Below are 19,553 nucleotides of genomic sequence, written 5' to 3' on the forward strand. Positions count from 1 at the left end.
AAATAAATCACAAAAATTAACCAAAAATATTTCTTGTATTAATAATTAGAATAACTTTACTAATATAACCACTTGTATAATTAGAACTGCAATTGGCACCAATGTCCTGATGAATTCCATCGTGTGGTTATATTCATCTAATTTTCTTTCAAATCTATTTCTTTCTGATTTTTCTTCCAAAAAACTCATACTTTCACCGCTATTATATATATGAAAAGAGATTCTACTAAATTAATAATTATTTTTCAAGTTTTAATCTAAATTACTAATTATAGGACATATTAGGCACAAATCTGTCATTTCTAGGTTATTTTCTACGAAAAGCAACTACATAGAGTATCATGGAGACAAATCAAGGATAAATATTTTGTATTCAAATTGCATTCATTTTGTAACCCTTGATATAATCCCTTACAGAAGAGAGGTGTTACATGGCAATGAATGAAAATCCTTATAGTTTAGACGAACGAGAAATCAAAGATCTATTAAATGAATACACTCAATGTGAAGGTGCTGAACAGGAATCTAATATGATCTGGTACGCTCTAGATGAAGCCCAAGAAAAAGCATTGGAACTTAACTCTCTAGTACATGGAATTATGATTATGTGCTCTAATGCCAAAAGCATGAATAAACCTTTAGAGCAGCTACGAAGCATGCTGAGTTACGATGAAGAAACTGAATCAGAAAATGAAAGTATGCTAATGCTAGAAGAACTTCAAGAAATGGTCGAATATTGCCTTAAGGATATAGATACTTTAATTAAAACTAAAGATAGTGATCAAAAATGAATGGATATTTTTCTAGGAGGTTTTTAATAGACGCAACAGAAAAGTATAATTACATTTTTAAAATACATCAGGGAAATCTCACAAGTCCCCATATTGTGGAACATTTGAAATGGTGAAAAAAAAGATATTAATCACAGGAGTATCTGGATTGGTGGGTTCTGTGTTAGCCGTTGCTTTGAAAGATGAATATGAAGTAACGGGATTAGATTTACAAGATTCAGTTTACGTACCTACCATAAAAGCAGATTGTACGATTCTTAACAATATTATGCCGGCATTTTCAGGTATTGATATGGTCATAGATCTTGCCAGTAATCCTGACCAATATAGTAAATGGGATGTTATTCATGATATCAATTTAAAATGTACTTCAAATGTTCTCGAAGCTGCGAAAGAGTGTGGGGTAAAAAGAGTTATATTCGCAAGTTCAAACCATGCTACTGGCATGCATGAATTTGACTGGCCCTATAGCCAAATTATTGAAGGTGATTATGCAGGGCTGAAATCTAACCAAATCCCATTAATATCCACAGATATGCCAGTTAGGCCTGACGGACCTTATGGAATTGCAAAAGTATTTGGCGAAGCTGCAGGAAAATTTTATTCGGACCAATATGGATTAAGTTCTTTATCTGTTCGAATTGGAACTCTAAATGCTGAAGGGAAACCAATAAATCATAGACAATTTGCTACCCTTATCAGTCACTCAGACCTTGTTCAGCTGTTTAGAAAATGTATTGAAGCCCCATTAACTTTAAAATACGGAATTTATTATGGTGTTTCAAATAATAAATGGAGATTTTGGGATATTCAGAATTCGGAGTCAGATATCGGTTACAAACCCCAAGACAATGCTGAAATATGGCGTTAAATACTATTGACCAAAAAGTAAAAAGTGGGCTTTATTTCTATAAAACAAATTGATTTATAAGTAAAATAACTACTACTATTTGAAATACTACCCCAAAAACCTTTAGATATGTACGCATGAAAATTCTCCGTTTTAATTGCGATGAATTATATCATAGGAAAGTTGTTACAAAATAAAAAGACATGGAGCCACCGATGAGAACTGAACTCATGGCCTACTGTAGGCACCAAACCTAGCATATAGGAATCAAACCTTCCTGTTTATAGCTCTTTATAACAGCTTAATACTGTTGATATACCGACCACTTATGGGGATATGCTATAATCCCACGCAAAGAGAGTAATTTATGAAGAATTTTATTATTACAAATATAGTATTAATAGTACTAATTTCTTGTGGCGGTTCTACTACCGAAGCACCAGAGGTTTCTATTCAAACACCAGAGGCTACTATTGAAGTACATGCAACAATTGATTCTGGAATAACTGCGAGATTAGATGAAACACCAAAACTAGAATCTACACAAACTCCACAACCAAAGGCATCTGATTCTACTCAACCAAAAAATACAATAAAAATAAACACTTCAGATGAGGAAAAGGTCAACAATCAGAATAATATTGAATCAAGCCAAGCTGGTAACTTTACTTTGCAGTGTGTATCGAGTACAAACGACTCTCTCAATACATGGGTAAAGACTAAAGGACCAATTGGAGGTTTGGGATATAACGTACGATATAGACATGATAAACCAAATATAATGTACTTTACTGATGCGTGGTCAGGAATACAAAAAAGTACGGATGGAGGCCAAAATTGGACTCAATCTAATGGAGAAGGGGAAGGGGTTATTGATTTTCGAGTCGGGCCTTCATTAGATAATATTCCTGTCTTTGCCCTTAGAATAGATCCGAATGATGAAGATATTATATGGATAGGCCTGCAAGATAACGGGGGTCTCTATAAATCATACAATGGAGGACAGTCTTGGGAATCAAAACATAATGGCTTAGACTCAAATAAAATTATTCCGCAACAAAAAACACAAAATTCAGATGAAGAAGATGATACTTCCGAGTTGCAATTAAACGTCAGAATGATTGAAGTTGAACCAGGAAATTCAGATGTCGTTTATGTCATGGGTGACGTGGACACACAAATAGATGGATTCCAATTTAATCGTACTCGAGGATTTGTATTTAAATCTACTGATGGAGGTGAGCAATTTGAACTGGTTGGTGATTTTGCAAATTTAACTAGATGGCTTTTTTTTACGAATTCGAATGACACTGAAGAATTACTCGTTACTACAGGACTATTCGACCGTGAACCTGACACAGCAGCAGAAAAAGAATATGGAGAGATTTCTGACGATGCCATGCCAAGCGGACTTGGGGTAGGAGTCTTTAAATCAAATGACGGGGGCAAAAACTGGTATGAAAGTAATCAGGGGATTAACCCAAAACGGTCCATGCATTTTGGTGGAGCAGACCAGAGTCCATTTGATGAAAAACTAATCATCATTGCAAGCGGAAACGACGTCGATAACTTTCTTCGCGATTACCCAGGAGCGATTTATAAATCTATAGATGGAGGAGCTTCTTGGCAGGATGTATCACCTCTTTATTCAGGATTAGGGATGTTCGGCGCGGTCGCATTTGCTGAGTCTGATAAAAACATTGTTTATGTTGCAGGAGAAAATGAATTTCTTCGTTCGACAGATCAGGGAGAAACATGGAGCATACAAGAGCATTGGGGACCCCCAGGAATAAAGCCAGGGAATCCCATTGATATGGTAGTAAGTAAGACTAATCCTAATATTGTATTCATTAACAATTATGGTGGTGGTGTTTTTAAAACTGAAGATGGTGGAAAAACTTGGATCGAATGGAGTAACGGTTATTCGGGTGCAAACATATTTGGCATTTCTGTTAGCCGTACTGGTTGTTTAGCTGCAAATGGGCGAAGTCAAATACACCTTTCTGATGACTTTGGCGAGACCTGGCAGGGTATTCAATATGGCAAATCCAAGAGTCTAGGAGATGGTCTAGCTATTAAATTCTTATCGCACGATGATACCAATCAAACCCTTATTGCAACTGATGCTAATAATGGGCGTCTTTATTACTCAAGCAATCTAGGCAATGACTGGGAAATAGCTACAGGATTAGTAAACATAGAACATTCTTTATTTGAAGAAGCGTTTGGGATACATATTGTCGAGGAAGCAGTCTCAAATCCAACGGTATTGTATGCTGGTTATATTCAATCAAACATTAAAGGACATGATCCTCATCAATTAGACGAAATTGAACAGTCACCAGGAATGTACAAATCTGTTGATGGAGGAATATCCTGGTTCCCAATCAATAATGGGCTACCCAATGAAGACTACAGCCGTAATATATCAGATATTACTGTTAGTAGTCAGAATGAAGACGTAGTCTATATCAATTCATTGTTTGATGGGTTGTACTATACAGTTGATGGTGGTGAATTTTGGGAACATCTTACAGGTAAGTTACCAGCGGGTATGTCATGGGATGATTGTGGGCATACGTGTGTTAATGAGGATGGTCAAAGAATAGACATGGAAGATATGGAACATTCTAAAATGATTCAACGTAAACACGCGATGAGTATTGCAATTAATCCTCAAAACGACCAAGAGATATTTCTAGGTACCAATGTTCATGGTGTTTATAAATCCATTGATGGTGGATCAAGTTGGGAAGAAACACTTTGGCGTACTGAGGCGATCAATACCTCGAAACGTGACCACGCACACGCAATTGATATTGCAATTAACCCAATAGATACGAAGATCATTGCTATCGCCGATTGGAATAGTGGTGTGCTGTTGAGCCAAGATGGAGGCGAGTCTTGGCAACGAATTAACCAAGAATTAGATACAGGAGTAGTACAAGTGATAATATTTTCACCAAATGGACAATATCTTTTTGCTGGTACTGAAGGACATGGCATATTTCGGTATAAACTCTTTGATTAACCCTCCTCACTACTCGCTAATGGATATTTACTCCGCTCTTACTCCTAATATGCAGCGAGATGCTATAAAAGACTTCCCACTTTTGACCCATTCTTGAAGCTCTACGCAGTCATTTAAGCAGTCATTTTGATTTTAAGAGCCTTTGAGTTAACGCTTAGAGGCTATTTTTAGGTTCAAAATCATGGAGCCACCGATGAGAATTGAACTCATGACCTACGGTTTACGAAACCGTTGCTCTACCCCTGAGCTACGGTGGCTGAAAGTACCGATTTTAAACCTAAATTACCCTATTATCAATGATTAGAATTAATCACAAAACTACAAAGGTAATCATAATGCCAAGATTGTATCACAGGGTACATGGTCAGGGTGTGAATTCTAATTTTCACTATTATAGATTACAGGCATTTGTCCTTTCCATTCAGACCATAAAGATTGCTGTGATATAAGTTCTGATATAAAATGAGCCACATTAATTCTACTAGTTTTTGCAGGCTTGAATAATGTATGAGTAGGAGATGGATGAGTAGTATATGTGCTTGTTTTTTCTTCATTAGTTAAGCTATCAGGACGTACCACAACCCATTCTATGTTTGGATGATTTTGGCCAATTGTAGTCCTTAAATAACCTACAGCTTTTTCATTATCCGAGACTGGAGGAAGTAGGTAACGTAGTATAAAAAAAACACAACTTTCAGAAAAAGAAGACTTCTCTTTTAAGTCCTCGTTTTTACAACCAACGGTATTCATCAAAATCATCTTGACAGATTTATTGATTCTTTTATTTTCAATGACCTGACATAATCTTTTTATAGAATTTGTTACAAGTCGTCTTGGATTTCCAAACATACCTTTAAAAGTAAGATTATGTCCTAATGTGGATACAATTACATCACACCATTCAATGTGTGTGATTAGTTCCTCTTCACTCATATCTAAAATAGTGGATGTGGTTATGGATAAATTCTTGTGGTTTCTAGTTTCCTTTGTGAACTTTTCAGCACTTCGAACGATAGCCTGAACCTCGTGATCAGCTTCCAGGAGTTGGTGAACCAAATGTTTACCAGTTGCACCAGTTGCTCCAGTAAGTAATATTTTCATAATGCCCCTCAATTTATATTAAAAGTAACTTTACCTCATCGGTAGATATTATAAGATGATTGTATTATAAATGTCGGTATCTTAGGTACTATGCCAGACACTATTAGGATTAACAATTATTGCAGTAATTATATCTCTTACTATTACAACATCAATGATGTTGTACAGTAGAACAAGATATCAGAAAATTGATAAAGAGATTATCAAAGGCTACCTTGCAATGTCTACTTGGTTGTTTTTAGTGATTTGGGCTGTATGTATTATTATAGATTCTTTTGTTACCTGTGAAGTTAGTATGTGGCAGTACCAGAGGATTCCGTGGTGTTAGCCTAGTCATGCTTTTTCTTAGGTTAATGTGTATTGACGAATCCCAGTGTTTTGTCGATCCGGTTCACTAGTTGACGCCCTTGTCGATAGCGCTCAAAATTATCGAGAAAAACTTCCGCCGCCGTTTCTTTGAACCCATGATAATCACCCGACATGTGTGGCGAAACAATGACGTTCTCAAGGGCCCAGAATGGACTGTTTTCAGGTAGCGGCTCGTTTAAGAACACATCCAGTCCGGCACCTGCGATGGCACCTGAAGTAAGCGCTGCGATCAGCGCTTCTTCATCAACCAACTCGCCACGACCCAGATTGATAAACCGGGCAGTTGATTTCATGGCAGAAAATTCACTCGCGCCAAAAAGCCCGCGGGTCTGATCTGTCAGGGGCGTGATCAGCACCACATAGTCCGCTGTTTCCAGTGACTGTACCAAGGTATCTACTGCGTAGACCTGTTCAAAGTCAGGATCGCTATCACGTGCGCTACGGCCCACCCCTGAGACTTTAAAGCCAGCTTGTTTTAGCAAGCGTCCAATTGTTCGGCCGACGCTGCCCACACCAACCACGAGTACCTTCTGCCCCAGTGTCTGTTCCGTCAATCGATATGACCAGCGATGCTGAGTCTGGGCAGTAAATGTCTCGGGCAGTCGCTTGGCAAATGCCAGGATCAATCCTAGCGTGTACTCCGCCATCGCCCGGTCGAACACACCACGGACGTTGGTGAGTTGAACATCGCTGGCTACGAATTCTGGGAACAGCATCGCATCAACACCGACACCACGCACCTGAACCCAGCGAAGTCGCTCTGTCAGGTGCCAGGTTTGCTGTAGGTCTTTTGCTCGGAAATTCGAACTCAGAAGCACTTCTGCCTGGGGCAGGAAAGCCTGCAGGCTTTCCAGGTCCGGGGCACAGTTAATTCGGATATCGCCTGCAATCCGGTCAATACCCGGAATCTCGTCAGCTGATACCACCCCATGGATGACAAGATTTATCTGCTTTTGCATGATGACTCCTCATTTCTAAAAAGGGTTTATTTGTTCTTTATTATATTTCTTAAACGAAGAAATAATTTCTTTACAACTAAACCCATACAATAAACTATAAATAGGAGCATCACTGCTAATATTTGTGATACAAGTGCATTGTCGAATATCTGGCTATCTAGCATAATTATTCTCCTTTGTTTACAGTTGCTCTACCCCTGAGCTACGGTGGCTGAAAATAGTATTAAATAACTTGAATGATAACATTTCCACACTTGTGCCCATCATAAACGTGAATGTGGGCTTCTTTGAAACAGTTTAATTTTTATTAAAAAGAAAACTAAAATGTTTCCTACAAAATCCTAAAATTTGAACTTTATATTTTTTAAATAGCCAAAGTATGATTAAGGCTTTAACAATTTTATATATTATAAATATCCCACCAGCTGTTAAGAGTGTTTCCATTCTATGATTTTACAACCTATAAATATAATTGTTCAATAATTCTGGTTGTGCAAATTTAAAATTAATAAGATTGTATATCAGAGCATGTATTAATCTCAGAATCTTCTTTTCTTATATATTTGTACTAATTGATTATAATTTATTGTCTAACAAGATCGTAATAGATGTTTTTAATTGCTATAATAATCTTTTAAAAAATAAAGGATGTGAGGAAGTGTATGAGTGTTAAAGTAGTTGTATTTTTGGAAGTAGAAGATTTTGAAGTATTTTCTAATACTTTTAATAGTGATGGTGCTAAAAATGCTAGACAAGAAGCTGGTATTGAAGCAGTAATTTATCAAGGTTTAGACAATCCAAATCAATCAGTTGGTATCGCTACAGCACCGTCTAAAGAAGAATTTGCAGCATTTTTTGCATCTCCAGCACAGCAGGAACGTATGCAAAGCGCGGGAGTTCAAGGTCCTCCAATAATAACCTTCTTAAAAGATTAAAATCAGTTAATTTATAAAAGCATCATTACTCTAGTTTTATAGTAAAGTTCATTAAAACGAGACAAAAATGGAAATAATACTAAAAGCCAAAAGAATGCTTTCAGAATTCGATAATATCAATGCAAATAGTAAACACTTTTATGTAACAATACGTTTTCGTTTAGACCAAATTAATCAAATTGTTAATAGCGAACTGTTAACTTATTTTAAGAAGTATCAAATATTACCAAAAAAACAATATATTGAATATGAAGGGTGTCTTCGTTTCGTAACCTACTTATTCGGATATTGTTATATAAAAGATCATTTATCCCAAATAAGTAGACTTTCATCAACTCTCTAGATGTACATAAGGATGAAGTTATGATTCTTGAGAAAAAACTTAATAATAAGGATATCATTATTCTAGATGGAGCAACAGGTAGCGAAATCGCAAGATTAGGTGGGGTTATGAACTCTTCTGCATGGTGTGGTGTTGCTAATAAAACTCACCCTAAAATTGTCCGACAAGTTCACGAAGAGTATATTCGTGCAGGCGCAGATATAATAACAGCTAATACTTTTTCCACAAGTCGCCATTGTTTAGCAGGAGCTGACCTTGCCGAAGAATCGGTCGCTATAACAACAAAAGCTGTCGAATTAGCAAAAGAAGCTGTAGAAAATGTAGGAGCAAATAGGCCAATAGCAATTGCAGGATCAATGTCTAATATGGTTGCCTGGATTCCAGGTACTGTCAGTCCTGATCTACGATATCTTCCGACACCAGAACAAGAATTAGATAACTATAGAGAACTAGCACAGACCCTAGCCAATTCTGGTGTTGATATAATACTTATGGAAATGATGAGAGATATTGATCGCTCTACCAGAGCTTTAACTGCAGCAGTTGAAACTGGTTTACCTGTATGGATTGGTACGAGTTGCACGCTACTACCAAATGGTAATGTCAGTGCATGGGATTCACTTATGGAAGAACCTGAAAATAGACTTTCACGTAATCATGTTTCATCGGTAGAAAACATTTCTTATAATAATCTTATAGAAGCCATGTTATTGTTCGAACCACAAGTTATGGGTCTTATGCACAGCACAGTCGAAACGACAAACGCAGGTCTCAATACATTATTTGATTATTGGCAAGGGCCTGTCATGGCATACCCAGAAACTTCTTCTCAAGTCAGAAAGGGTGTCAGTCAAGAAATAGAGCCTTCTGTGTTTGCCAGGCATTGTCATGATTGGGTTAATAAAGGTGTTCAAATAATAGGTGGCTGCTGTGGAACGACTATAGAACACATCCGTGCTTTGGTATATGAATTAGGTGATGTTATTAGTGATCGCCACTAGCTAAGGGATATCCAATAATACAATAGCCTAATTTTTTTCCATTTTTACTAATACCGGGTTTAATAGTCCAGTTATATGATGATTTTTCTAATGCTATTAATAACGATTTGATATCTTGTTCTGTGTATATTCTTGCAAGAGATGCTTGTCCATCCCAAGCATAACAAACTGGAATTATTGGAATTAAATAAGTAAATATTAGTTGCCTAAAAGTTAATGATTTACAAAAAGGTGTCAATATTAAGGCAGATATAAAGTTTACTGATAATGATAGAGGTAATATAAGTAACCAAACAATAAAAGGTAAAAAATTAGTACCCATCTCATATATTAGTATAGTTTCATTGTTTTCTTGGCACGACTTAAGAAGCTTAGTTGCCTTACTGGGATTTATGTGATGAAAACAGTTAATTAAAGTTTTGAGACCTTTGGGAGTTTGATACAAGTTTTCTGCATCAAGTTTTTCTCTATGGTATTCAATATAAGGGTTGTTTTGATTATTAATTTTATTTACTACTTTTTCATCAGGATACAAATCTGTAAGTAACAACTTTACTTTTTTTGTTTTTGTACGTGAATTAAGTTCATCAATAACATTAATCATAACACCGCCAGAACCAGATCCAATATCAATAATTTGGTCGATATCATTCATATTTTTAAAGTCAATTATTAAATCAAGTAAAATCTCTTTAATACCTAAAAATCTTTGTAATACAGCAAGTAAATTTGTTGTTGCTATCCTTATCCAGTTTGGAAACCAATGAAAATCTTCGAACTCAAAAAGTTGCTTTCTATTCATTATTATACTCATTTAAACATTTGATAGTTACATATTTAGTTCTTTTCGTTTTCTACGAAAAAACAAAGCAAACCATACACATGGCAATATAAAAAATTGACCGATTAAAAACGCGAATAATAATCCTAGTTCTGTCGGCCTTGAAAAGTCATAAATGAAATAAAGGGTTAAAACCCAAAAAAAAGATTCAAATATAAGATATAAACTATTTTTACTCATAACAACTAATAAGGTGATTCTCCATAAGCAAAAAATAATATTACCCAAAAGATCCCTGCATAAAGTAATACAGGCAAAAACCCTTTACTCGAAAAGTACATTAAGTTAAAAAATGAAGTCAGTTTACTCTTAGGAAATATTTCATTTAGTATATTTTTTGTAAAATAAACACCAATTACCGAGAGGATGATAACAAAAATATGAAGCCTGATCATGTACACAAACCTTACTAAACTTTATGAAACCTATAATACCATTCGGATAAATTTGATGCTATACTGCATAAAATAATTTAACTCCACAAGTAATTTTTGTCGAGACTTAGAGGGAGCACGAAATGAATTCAATAAATTTCAATGAACTCGCTTCAAAATCTATTCCCAAAACTATAATCATGCCTACTCCTGCCCAAGATGCAAAATATATTTTCTCTGTTACATATACTGATCCTGAAGCTATGGAACTTGATGATTTTGCATATAGTGCATCAAAGGTCATCCCGGCAGAAGGAAGGGATCTAGCAACTTATCCCCCAACACTAGGCCATGAAGGTCTTAGAGAATTCATAGCAAATGACCTAAAAGCAAATAGGGGTAATATTAAATTAAACCAAGAGAATATTTTTCTTTCTAGTGGTGCTGGAGGATCTATACAAACATTAGTTGACGCCTTTATTGACGACGGCGATTTCGTAATGATGGAGGAATTTTCCTATCATGGTAGTTTAAATATGTTTTTACGCAAAGGCGCAAAACCAATCCATGTAAAAATGGATGAACACGGAATGAATACACAAGCACTAGAAGAAGCAATACTAAAAAAAGTCAACTCTGGTATCAAACCTAAGTTTATTTACACCATTCCAATCTACCATAACCCAACAGGTGTAACGCTTTCACATAAAAGAAGAGATGAGATGATAGAAATCTCAAACAAGTACAATATTCCAATTATAGAAAATGAATCCTATGCAGACTTTCTTATAGATGGTGAAAAACTTCCTCCAGCAATGATAGGTATGGACGGAGGAGAAAATGTATTTTACATTTCTGCGTATACTAAACTTATTGGGTGTGCATTGCGATTAGGTTTTACAATGTTCCCTGAAGAAGCGAGAGAAACACTATCGAGAGTGGGTTTTGGAACAGCACCAAGCCACCTTGCTTCCATGGTAGTTAATGAATATTTACGAAAAAATAAAAACTCATATGTTGAAGGTGTAGCTAAATCACTACAAAGCAAAAGAGATGCTATGCTTAGATCTTTAGAAACTTACTTTCCAGATTCATGTAAATGGAGTACGCCTTCTGGAGGAATGATTATATGGGTAGAACTTCCCAAAGGATGTAATACTTGGGATGTTTATGACAAAGCTCTAGCCAGAGGCGTGTCTTATAACCCAGGGCAAATTTTTAGAGCCGATAGATCCGGTGAAAACTTTTTGAGACTAACATATACACACAACTCTGCTGAAGAAATTACTGAAGGAATCTCTATACTTTCTGAAGTTTTCAATGAAGAAGGATTCTTCGAATCATAAAACTTAACTCACATAATACTAAAAATACAAAATATATAATTATGAATGAAATACAAATAGTAAAATCTGGTTTAAGAGGAATGCACAATCTCTTGGATAAAGCTCTGAGCGATATGAGCCTTGAGCAATGGAATTACTGGCCTCATGAGGGAGGTGTAAGTGCTTTTTTTTCTCTTTGGCACTATGTAAGAACAGAAGATAATATAATTAATTACGTAATAAAAAAAGAAAACACTATATGGTTAGAACATAAATATAATGAAATTTTTGACTTACATAGAACTTCCCAAGGTACAGGTATGTCCCATGAAGAAGCTAAAGAGGTAAAGATTTCTAATATTTCAATATGGAAAGACTATCAAAATAAGGTTTGGCAATCTACAGAAAATTTACTTGATAATATAGATGTTAAAGAGCTTCATGAACGTGAAATAATAATCAAACCACTACCGCCAATGACTTTGTGGAGGGGTTTATTTAATATATGTTTGACTCATGGTTATCGGCATGTTGGTGAAATTGAACACGCAAGAGGCTTAGTAGGATTAGGCGGATTAGTAATATAAAAAGGATAAGAATGAAATTTGCAGAGTCTGGCTGTATGCTTCTCGTTTTTTTAGGAATAATATTTTTTTTCGGGCTATTAGCTTTTCTCAGTTATAGGCATATGATTATCTTTTAATCGTTAAAGTAGCCAGAATGACAAATACACATGCAAATATGATCAATGTAGCTATTTGATTGATAATGCCTGAAAGATTTGACCCATCTATCATAATTGAACGTAATCCTTCTACAGCATAAGTTAGAGGAAGCACTTTAGATACGTTTTGTAAAAGATTTGGTAAATTTTCAACTGGTTGGATAACTCCAGACAAAAATATTTGAGGTGCTAGTAAAAGTGGGATAAATTGAATGACTTGAAATTCATTTTTAGCAAATGTAGATATAAAAACACCTAAATTAACAGCCACTATTGCCATCAGTATTACAACTATAAACATATTCCATATCCCACCTTGATACGAAATATCCAGAATAAATATTGTGAAGAAGAGAATAATATTTGATTGAATAAATGCAAAAAAGAAAAAACTTATCGAATACCCCAACATGATATCAGCACGACTCACGGGTGTTGTTAATAATCTATCTAACGTCCCCAATGCTCGCTCTCTTAAAAAACTTATCCCAGTTAGAATAAATGTGAAGAACAATACAAAAGTACAAATTAAAGCAGGTGCAACGAAATTTAAAAGTTGAGGATTTTTATTAAAACTAGCTCCTACTAAAGACATAACAACAAGTGGTGCAACAAAAATCATAGCTAAAGATCTATGATCCAGAAAAATCTGTTTAACAATTCTTTTTGAAATAGCGACTGTTCTATTGAAGGTCATTATTTTTATCCAGTGAATTAAAATAAATAAAAGAATCTTCAAGAGTTGCGGTAGTATTTCCAGTAGCCTTTATCAGCCCTTGTGGTGAATCTTCTGCAATAATATTACCGTTTTTTATAAATACTAAACGGTCACAATGCATAGCATCATCCATAGTATGACTTGTAATAAACAAAGTTATTCCTTGATCAGTAAGTTGTTGAAAATACTCCCAAAACATAACTCTTACATCTGGGTCTAATCCAACTGTGGGTTCATCCAATAATAATAAATCAGGCTTATGGACTAATACACATGCTAAACTAACTCTTCTTTGCATACCTCCACTGAGTGTTGAAACAGCATCTTTTTTTCTTTCATATAAACCTACAGTATTGAGAACTTCATCAATTGATTCGCTACGGATAATTTTGTTATGCAATCCATACATACAGGCAAAAAAATCGATATTACTAGATACAGATAAATCACTATAAAGCGTATTTTGCTGCGGCATGTACCCAATTTTTGATCGCACGCTGTGTATTGAATCAACACCAAAAATACTAATACTTCCTGAATTTGGTTTTTCTAATCCTGCAATTAATTTCATTAATGTAGTCTTACCGGAACCGTTACCGCCTAATAAACCAAGGCTTAGACCATGTGGAATTTGCAAAGAAAAATTATCGAATACTTTTCTCTTTCCATAATTAAAAGTAATTTTATCAATATTTGCGGTAATTATATTTGTGGCTTCTTCCAACTTAGGCAATAAATATTGCTTTTTTATAGCCCAATTTTAATATAAAAAATAATAAGAATTAGTATATAATTTATAAAAATAATACCCTGTGATTTTATAAAAAACAAATACTGTGTCAACTAAATCCAAACATAAAATAATAATTGGTAATTTGTTACTAATTGTAGGCTCTATATTATTGATAATATGGATGTTCTCCTTTTATTATTATCCCCACCGTATAGACGGAATAAGAACCGTAAATCTTGTTTGGCTAATTGGATTAATTGTACCTATAGTATTAGTAGCCTTTGGGTTTGCGAAAGTATTTGAAGTAGGAAAATATACGGGATTAGAGTGGGAAGATAAAACTATAGTTACTTATCTATTCAGGAGGAAGAAAAATGGTGACAGGTAAAAAACTTCAGGTAGGGTTAATAGGCGCTAACGTATCCTATGGATGGTCACCAAGAGCACATATCCCTGCATTAAAATCATTACCAAATATAGAACTCGCAGCAATATGCACAGCTCATGAAAATACTGCAAAAATTTCTGCAGAAAAATATGATGTCCCTTTAGCGTACTGGAACCACCATGAATTACTATCAAATCCTGATATAGACATGGTAGGAGTAATAACGAGAGTACCATTACATTATGATCTAACAATGGATGCTTTACGAGCAAAAAAACCAGTGTATACCGAATGGCCTCTTGGTTCAAACTTAAGTCAGGCTAGAGACATGGCGGAACTTGCAGCATCACAAAATGTTCCAACATTAGTAGGATTACAAGCTAGGCAATCACCACAGCATTTATATATTCAAAAACTCATTTCTGATGGATTTATAGGAGAAGTTTTATCAGTCAATTTAAAAGTAATAAACTCAGGTGTTTTAACCAGACCTTCAGATAGAACGTGGCAAAAAGACATAACTCTCGGGGCTAATACTTTAACTATTTCATTTGGTCATGCAATAGATGCATTATGTATGAGCCTAGGTGAATTCGAAGAGCTCGCAGCAACCGTCACAACACAAATACCGCAATGGTATGAAACTGATACAAACAAATATGTTGATGTTACTTCACCTGATAACATCGCTATAAATGGAACTCTATCAAATGGAGCAATTGTCTCAGCTCATACTGCTAGTATCCCGTACCTTGGAAGTGGTATGAAAATGGAAATATATGGTAAAGATGGTACGTTAGTTTTAGAAACAGATGGCTCTGCTCAAATGGGAGGTATGACTTTATTTGGGGGGCAAAAAGAAGACAAACAATTAGCAGTTATGGATATTCCTAGTAATTTGATTACAGCACCTGAAACAACATTTAATACTCCATCTTTTAATGTAGCACAAATGTGGATAGATTTTGGTAAAAATGTTACTGAAGGGACAAAGCCAACTCCAGATTTTAATGATGCATTAATACGACATAAACTAATTGAAGCTATTAACATTTCAAACAGTGAAAATAGAAAAGTAAAAATTTCAGAAATAAATTAACCGAAAATAGGAGATTGTATGACTAATCAAGGCAACGACTGGGAGTTTGGTTTAAGAACCGAAGGTCATATTGGAGATAACGGAAATAGTGAATCTGTAATACTAGGAGAAGGAAAATACAAATATAAACTCTCTGGTAAAGATTGGGGACAGTTACCTGAAGGGTGGACTTACAAAGAAGCAACTTCTGTCGCTGTTGATCACTCTGATAATGTATGGATATTTAATCGAGGTACATGCCCAGTTATTATTATGGACCCAACTGGCAAAATTATAAATACTTGGGGTGAAGGTCTATTTTCTAATCCACATTCTGTCACTGTTGCTCCTGATGGAAATATTTTCCTTGTAGATAATGGAGACAGTACAGTTAGAAAATATACTCCTGAAGGAAAATTGTTAATGATGCTTGGTACTCCAAACGAGCCCGCTCCTAAAATGAGTGGAATACCATTTAATCGACCAACCAAAGTGGCAATAGATCCAAATAATGGAGATATATACGTTACTGATGGGTATTCCAATGCCAGAGTACATAAATACACTCCCGATGGGAAACTCTTATTTTCTTGGGGAGAATCTGGAACCAGTGACGGCCAATTTAATATAGTTCACGATATAGCAATAGATAGCGAAGGTTGGTTATATATAGCAGACCGAGAAAATCACAGAATACAGATCTTTGATTCAAACGGGAAATATGAAACGCAATTTGGTAACCTTTCTAGGGCGGCAGCTTTAAGTATTAAAAATGAAAATAACACTGATATTGTGTATGTTGGAGAATATTTTTGTGGAATAGGAACTAACGACATAGGTATGGATTTAGGTCCAAGAGTTAGTATCTTAAACACTAAAGGAGAATTAATTGCAAGGGTCGGTAGAGAAAGCTATGGAGAACAAGCAGGTAGATTTTTCTCTCCTCACGGAATTGCAGTAGATTCAAAGGGTGATATTTATGTCGCAGAGGTTGCATATACAGATTATGGTAGCAGAATGGACCCACCCAAAATATTACGATCCATGCAAAAACTTGAACTAATCAATTAAGGAATAAATATGATAACAGGACTGAATCACAGTGGATTTATAGTAGAAGATATAGAAAAGATGAAATCCTTTTATTGTGATATTTTAGGTTTAAAAATAGAAAGAGAAGTTGATAGCATAGCACCTCCAACTGGAGATCATACAGGATTTCCTGATGCAAAAAGAAAATTAGTTTTTGTAGGTGCTGGTGGAGAGCATTTAGTTGAACTAGTCTATTTTATAAACCCTAAAAGTCCACCTGGCCATTTAAACCGAAACCAATTGGGAGCCTCTCATATTTGCTTTAATGTGGATAGTATATCTGAAATATACCAAGCCCTATCTAAAAAAAATATAAAATTTGTAACCGAACCTAAATATACTTTTAATGCTGAAGGGAAAAAACGTGGAGTATGTTATGCGCAAGACCCTGAAGGCAACTGGTTAGAATTCATTGGAGAAGATCAGTAATATATATGGAAGAAACTTTAGTTTGGAGCAAACCAGGTGGAGGGATACTTTGCCGACAATGTGCTGAAAAAGCATATAGTTCTGACATAACAAAATTTCCCCAAGGTGTTTTCCTATCAGAACTAAAAGCCAATAAGTACGATGTGAATATAATTACACAATGTATAGATTGTAATAAAAAACTTATCTAAATGATTGAGCTTAAGAAATAAGACTGGTATAGTCTAAGAAATTAATTGTCCCAAATAAATAAAAAGAGAAAGCTATGAACTTGCAATATATTGATATCGAAAATATAAAAATAGCAAAGCCGTTGTATGATTTAGTTGAGCAAGAAATTATTCCAGAAACAGGAATAAATACAAATCATTTTTGGTCTTCCTTCGCATCTATCATTAATGATTTAGAACCTAATAATCGTTCCTTGCTAAATAAACGAACAGACATACAAAATAATATTAATTCTTGGCATGAAGATCAAAAAACAAAAAAATTCGATGTTGAAGAATATAAAGCATTTTTGAAAACTATTGGTTATTTAGCTCCAGATGCTCCCGATTTTCAAATCACGACAACTGATGTGGATGAAGAAATTTCATCTATTGCAGGACCACAACTTGTGGTACCTGTTGATAATGCTAGATTTGCAATCAATGCTGCCAATGCTAGATGGTGGAGTTTGTATGACTCGTTATATGGTACAGACATTATCTCAGAAGAAAATAATGGTCAAAAAGGTGCAAACTATAACCCTCATAGAGGTGCAAAAGTTGTTGCTTATTGTTCAATTTTTCTTGACACAATATTTGGTTTAAAAAATTCAAGTTTTGCACATGTTTCAAACTTTTCTCTAAAAGGTAATGATACATCCAAAGAACTTGTTATAACACTTAGCAATGAACAAGAAACAAGTTTATTAAATCCTTCAAACTTTGTTGGTTATATACAAAACGATCAAGGAAAATTGACTAGTATATTACTCAAAAACAACAATCTACATATAGAAATTCAAATTGATCGAAGCCACCCTATCGGGATACAACATTCAGCAGGAATCAAAGATGTGCTGATTGAATCTGCAATAACTACAATACAAGATTTTGAAGACTCAGTTGCTGCTGTAGATGTTTATGATAAAGTTGTAGCTTATAGAAATTGGACTGAATTAATGAAAGGCACTTGCACTTCAACTTTAGAAAAAGACGGCAAAATTATTAACCGTACTCTTAATCCTGACAAGAATTTTAAAACACCCAATGGTAAAGATTTAACTCTCCATGGTAGAAGTTTATTACTAGTAAGAAACGTTGGTATTCATATGTATACTAATGCTGTTATAAATCAAAGTGGAGAAGAAATACCCGAAGGCTTTCTTGATGCAATGATCACATCTCTTGCAGCTCTCCATGATATACAAGGTAAAACGAAATATTCCAACAGTAGAACTAAAAGTATGTATATCGTTAAACCTAAAATGCATGGCCCTGAAGAAGTTGCCTTTACAGTAAAATTGTTTGAAAGAATAGAAGAAGCACTAGGGTTACAAAAAAATACCCTCAAAATTGGAATTATGGATGAAGAAAGAAGAACAACGGTTAACCTTAAGCAATGTATATATGAAGCACGAGAACGAGTAATATTTATTAATACTGGATTTTTAGACCGTACAGGTGATGAAATACATACTAGTATGGAAGCAGGACCAGTTTTGCCAAAAGGTGAAATACGAAATCAACCCTGGATAAAAGCTTACGAAGATCAAAACGTTGACATAGGGATTGAATCAGGCCTTGTTGGCACAGCTCAAATTGGTAAAGGCATGTGGGCTATGCCCGATGAAATGAAAGCAATGATGTCAGCAAAAATATCTCATCCTGAATCTGGTGCTAATACAGCATGGGTACCTTCTCCTACTGCTGCAGCACTCCATGCAATTCATTATCATATGGTTAATGTAAATCAAATTCAAAAAGATATTTCAACAAGAGATTCTATCAATTTGAATGATATATTAACTCCACCCCTTATGGATAAGAAACTTTCTGAACAAGAAATCCTTCAAGAATTAGAAAATAATGCTCAAGGAATACTAGGTTATGTCTCAAGATGGGTCGGCCAAGGAATTGGTTGTTCAAAAATTCCTGACATAAATAATATTGGCTTAATGGAAGACAGAGCCACACTTAGAATTTCTAGCCAACACATTTCGAACTGGTTATATCACAATATTACAAGCCAAGAAGAAGTAGTGACAGTATTTAAGAAAATGGCAAAAATCGTTGATGAACAAAACAAAGACGATAGTAACTATATTCCAATGTCCAATGACTATGATTCAAGTATTGAATTCCAAGCAGCGTTAGATTTAGTCTTTTTGGGTAGAGAAACGACAAACGGATACACAGAACCTGTTCTCCATTCGAAAAGGGCTGAGGTAAAAAATAGAAATTAATTACTATTAATTAATACGT

The 19,553-nt window shown here is 35.0% G+C and carries 18 protein-coding genes and 1 tRNA gene; 13 read left to right on the forward strand and 6 right to left on the reverse strand.

Translation table 11 applies throughout. From position 1 onward, the window contains the following. Positions 1-431 precede the first annotated feature (431 nt). The 3 genes from FI695_02220 to FI695_02230 all read left to right on the forward strand — a co-directional run bounded on the left by FI695_02220 (position 432) and on the right by FI695_02230 (position 4,672). On the forward strand, positions 432-791 hold the full coding sequence (locus tag FI695_02220; GenBank protein ID MQG50780.1) for a hypothetical protein: 360 nt from the start codon (positions 432-434) through the stop codon (positions 789-791). Between the two features lie 109 nt (positions 792-900). Further along, positions 901-1,662: an NAD(P)-dependent oxidoreductase gene (locus FI695_02225; GenBank protein ID MQG50781.1), complete on the forward strand. Its 762-nt coding sequence runs from the start codon at positions 901-903 to the stop codon at positions 1,660-1,662. A gap of 346 nt (positions 1,663-2,008) precedes the next feature. Then, on the forward strand, positions 2,009-4,672 hold the full coding sequence (locus FI695_02230) for a hypothetical protein (protein MQG50782.1): 2,664 nt from the start codon (positions 2,009-2,011) through the stop codon (positions 4,670-4,672). Between the two features lie 182 nt (positions 4,673-4,854). Here the strand turns inward: FI695_02230 and FI695_02235 are convergent. The 3 genes from FI695_02235 to FI695_02245 all read right to left on the reverse strand — a co-directional run bounded on the left by FI695_02235 (position 4,855) and on the right by FI695_02245 (position 7,101). Further along, positions 4,855-4,929 (reverse strand) — tRNA-Thr (locus FI695_02235). 121 nt (positions 4,930-5,050) lie between these two features. After that, on the reverse strand, positions 5,051-5,773 hold the full coding sequence (locus tag FI695_02240; protein ID MQG50783.1) for an SDR family oxidoreductase: 723 nt from the start codon (positions 5,771-5,773) through the stop codon (positions 5,051-5,053). A gap of 350 nt (positions 5,774-6,123) precedes the next feature. After that, the gene (locus FI695_02245; protein MQG50784.1) at positions 6,124-7,101 is read right to left on the reverse strand and encodes a D-2-hydroxyacid dehydrogenase; all 978 of its coding nucleotides are present in this window, start codon (positions 7,099-7,101) and stop codon (positions 6,124-6,126) included. 662 nt (positions 7,102-7,763) lie between these two features. On the opposite strand from FI695_02245, the gene FI695_02250 reads away from it, so the two are divergent. The 3 genes from FI695_02250 to FI695_02260 all read left to right on the forward strand — a co-directional run bounded on the left by FI695_02250 (position 7,764) and on the right by FI695_02260 (position 9,380). Further along, positions 7,764-8,036, forward strand: coding sequence for a hypothetical protein (locus tag FI695_02250; protein MQG50785.1), 273 nt, complete (start codon positions 7,764-7,766; stop codon positions 8,034-8,036). Positions 8,037-8,103: 67 nt separating this feature from the next. Next, positions 8,104-8,379 (forward strand): hypothetical protein, encoded by a 276-nt coding sequence (locus FI695_02255; GenBank protein MQG50786.1) that lies wholly within the window; start codon positions 8,104-8,106, stop codon positions 8,377-8,379. 20 nt (positions 8,380-8,399) lie between these two features. Further along, on the forward strand, positions 8,400-9,380 hold the full coding sequence (locus FI695_02260) for a homocysteine S-methyltransferase family protein (GenBank protein MQG50787.1): 981 nt from the start codon (positions 8,400-8,402) through the stop codon (positions 9,378-9,380). On the opposite strand, the gene FI695_02265 is transcribed toward FI695_02260, so the two are convergent. Beyond that, on the reverse strand, positions 9,364-10,182 hold the full coding sequence (locus tag FI695_02265; GenBank protein MQG50788.1) for a hypothetical protein: 819 nt from the start codon (positions 10,180-10,182) through the stop codon (positions 9,364-9,366). The two genes, FI695_02260 and FI695_02265, sit on opposite strands and share 17 nt — an antisense overlap. Positions 10,183-10,738: 556 nt before the next feature. Here FI695_02265 and FI695_02270 point away from each other — a divergent pair. Together FI695_02270 and FI695_02275 are read left to right on the forward strand one after the other, a co-directional pair. After that, positions 10,739-11,941 carry a PLP-dependent aminotransferase family protein gene (locus FI695_02270; GenBank protein MQG50789.1) on the forward strand — a complete coding sequence of 401 codons (1,203 nt, stop codon included), beginning with the start codon at positions 10,739-10,741 and terminating at the stop codon, positions 11,939-11,941. Between the two features lie 41 nt (positions 11,942-11,982). Then, positions 11,983-12,507 carry a DinB family protein gene (locus FI695_02275; GenBank protein MQG50790.1) on the forward strand — a complete coding sequence of 175 codons (525 nt, stop codon included), beginning with the start codon at positions 11,983-11,985 and terminating at the stop codon, positions 12,505-12,507. Positions 12,508-12,612: 105 nt separating this feature from the next. On the opposite strand, the gene FI695_02280 is transcribed toward FI695_02275, so the two are convergent. Beyond that, positions 12,613-13,341, reverse strand: coding sequence for an ABC transporter permease (locus FI695_02280; protein MQG50791.1), 729 nt, complete (start codon positions 13,339-13,341; stop codon positions 12,613-12,615). After that, on the reverse strand, positions 13,328-14,068 hold the full coding sequence (locus FI695_02285) for an ABC transporter ATP-binding protein (GenBank protein ID MQG50792.1): 741 nt from the start codon (positions 14,066-14,068) through the stop codon (positions 13,328-13,330). The genes FI695_02280 and FI695_02285 overlap by 14 nt, the downstream gene beginning before the upstream one ends. 401 nt (positions 14,069-14,469) lie before the next feature. Here FI695_02285 and FI695_02290 point away from each other — a divergent pair, with 401 nt between their 5' ends. The 5 genes from FI695_02290 (at position 14,470) to FI695_02310 (ending at position 19,534) form a co-directional block, all read left to right on the forward strand. Beyond that, positions 14,470-15,582, forward strand: a complete 1,113-nt coding sequence (locus FI695_02290; protein MQG50793.1) for a Gfo/Idh/MocA family oxidoreductase — start codon at positions 14,470-14,472, stop codon at positions 15,580-15,582. 18 nt (positions 15,583-15,600) lie between these two features. Beyond that, positions 15,601-16,632, forward strand: a complete 1,032-nt coding sequence (locus tag FI695_02295) for a hypothetical protein (GenBank protein MQG50794.1) — start codon at positions 15,601-15,603, stop codon at positions 16,630-16,632. A 9-nt stretch (positions 16,633-16,641) separates the two neighbouring features. After that, entirely contained in the window at positions 16,642-17,082 is a 441-nt protein-coding gene (locus tag FI695_02300) for a VOC family protein (GenBank protein MQG50795.1), read from the forward strand. A gap of 5 nt (positions 17,083-17,087) precedes the next feature. After that, the gene (locus FI695_02305; GenBank protein MQG50796.1) at positions 17,088-17,273 is read left to right on the forward strand and encodes a hypothetical protein; all 186 of its coding nucleotides are present in this window, start codon (positions 17,088-17,090) and stop codon (positions 17,271-17,273) included. A 74-nt stretch (positions 17,274-17,347) separates the two neighbouring features. Then, entirely contained in the window at positions 17,348-19,534 is a 2,187-nt protein-coding gene (locus FI695_02310; protein ID MQG50797.1) for a malate synthase G, read from the forward strand. The last annotated feature ends 19 nt before the right edge of the window (positions 19,535-19,553 follow it).

Source organism: SAR202 cluster bacterium (assembly GCA_009392515.1).
In the GTDB taxonomy this organism is placed as follows: Bacteria; Chloroflexota; Dehalococcoidia; order Lucifugimonadales; family UBA6952; genus UBA6952.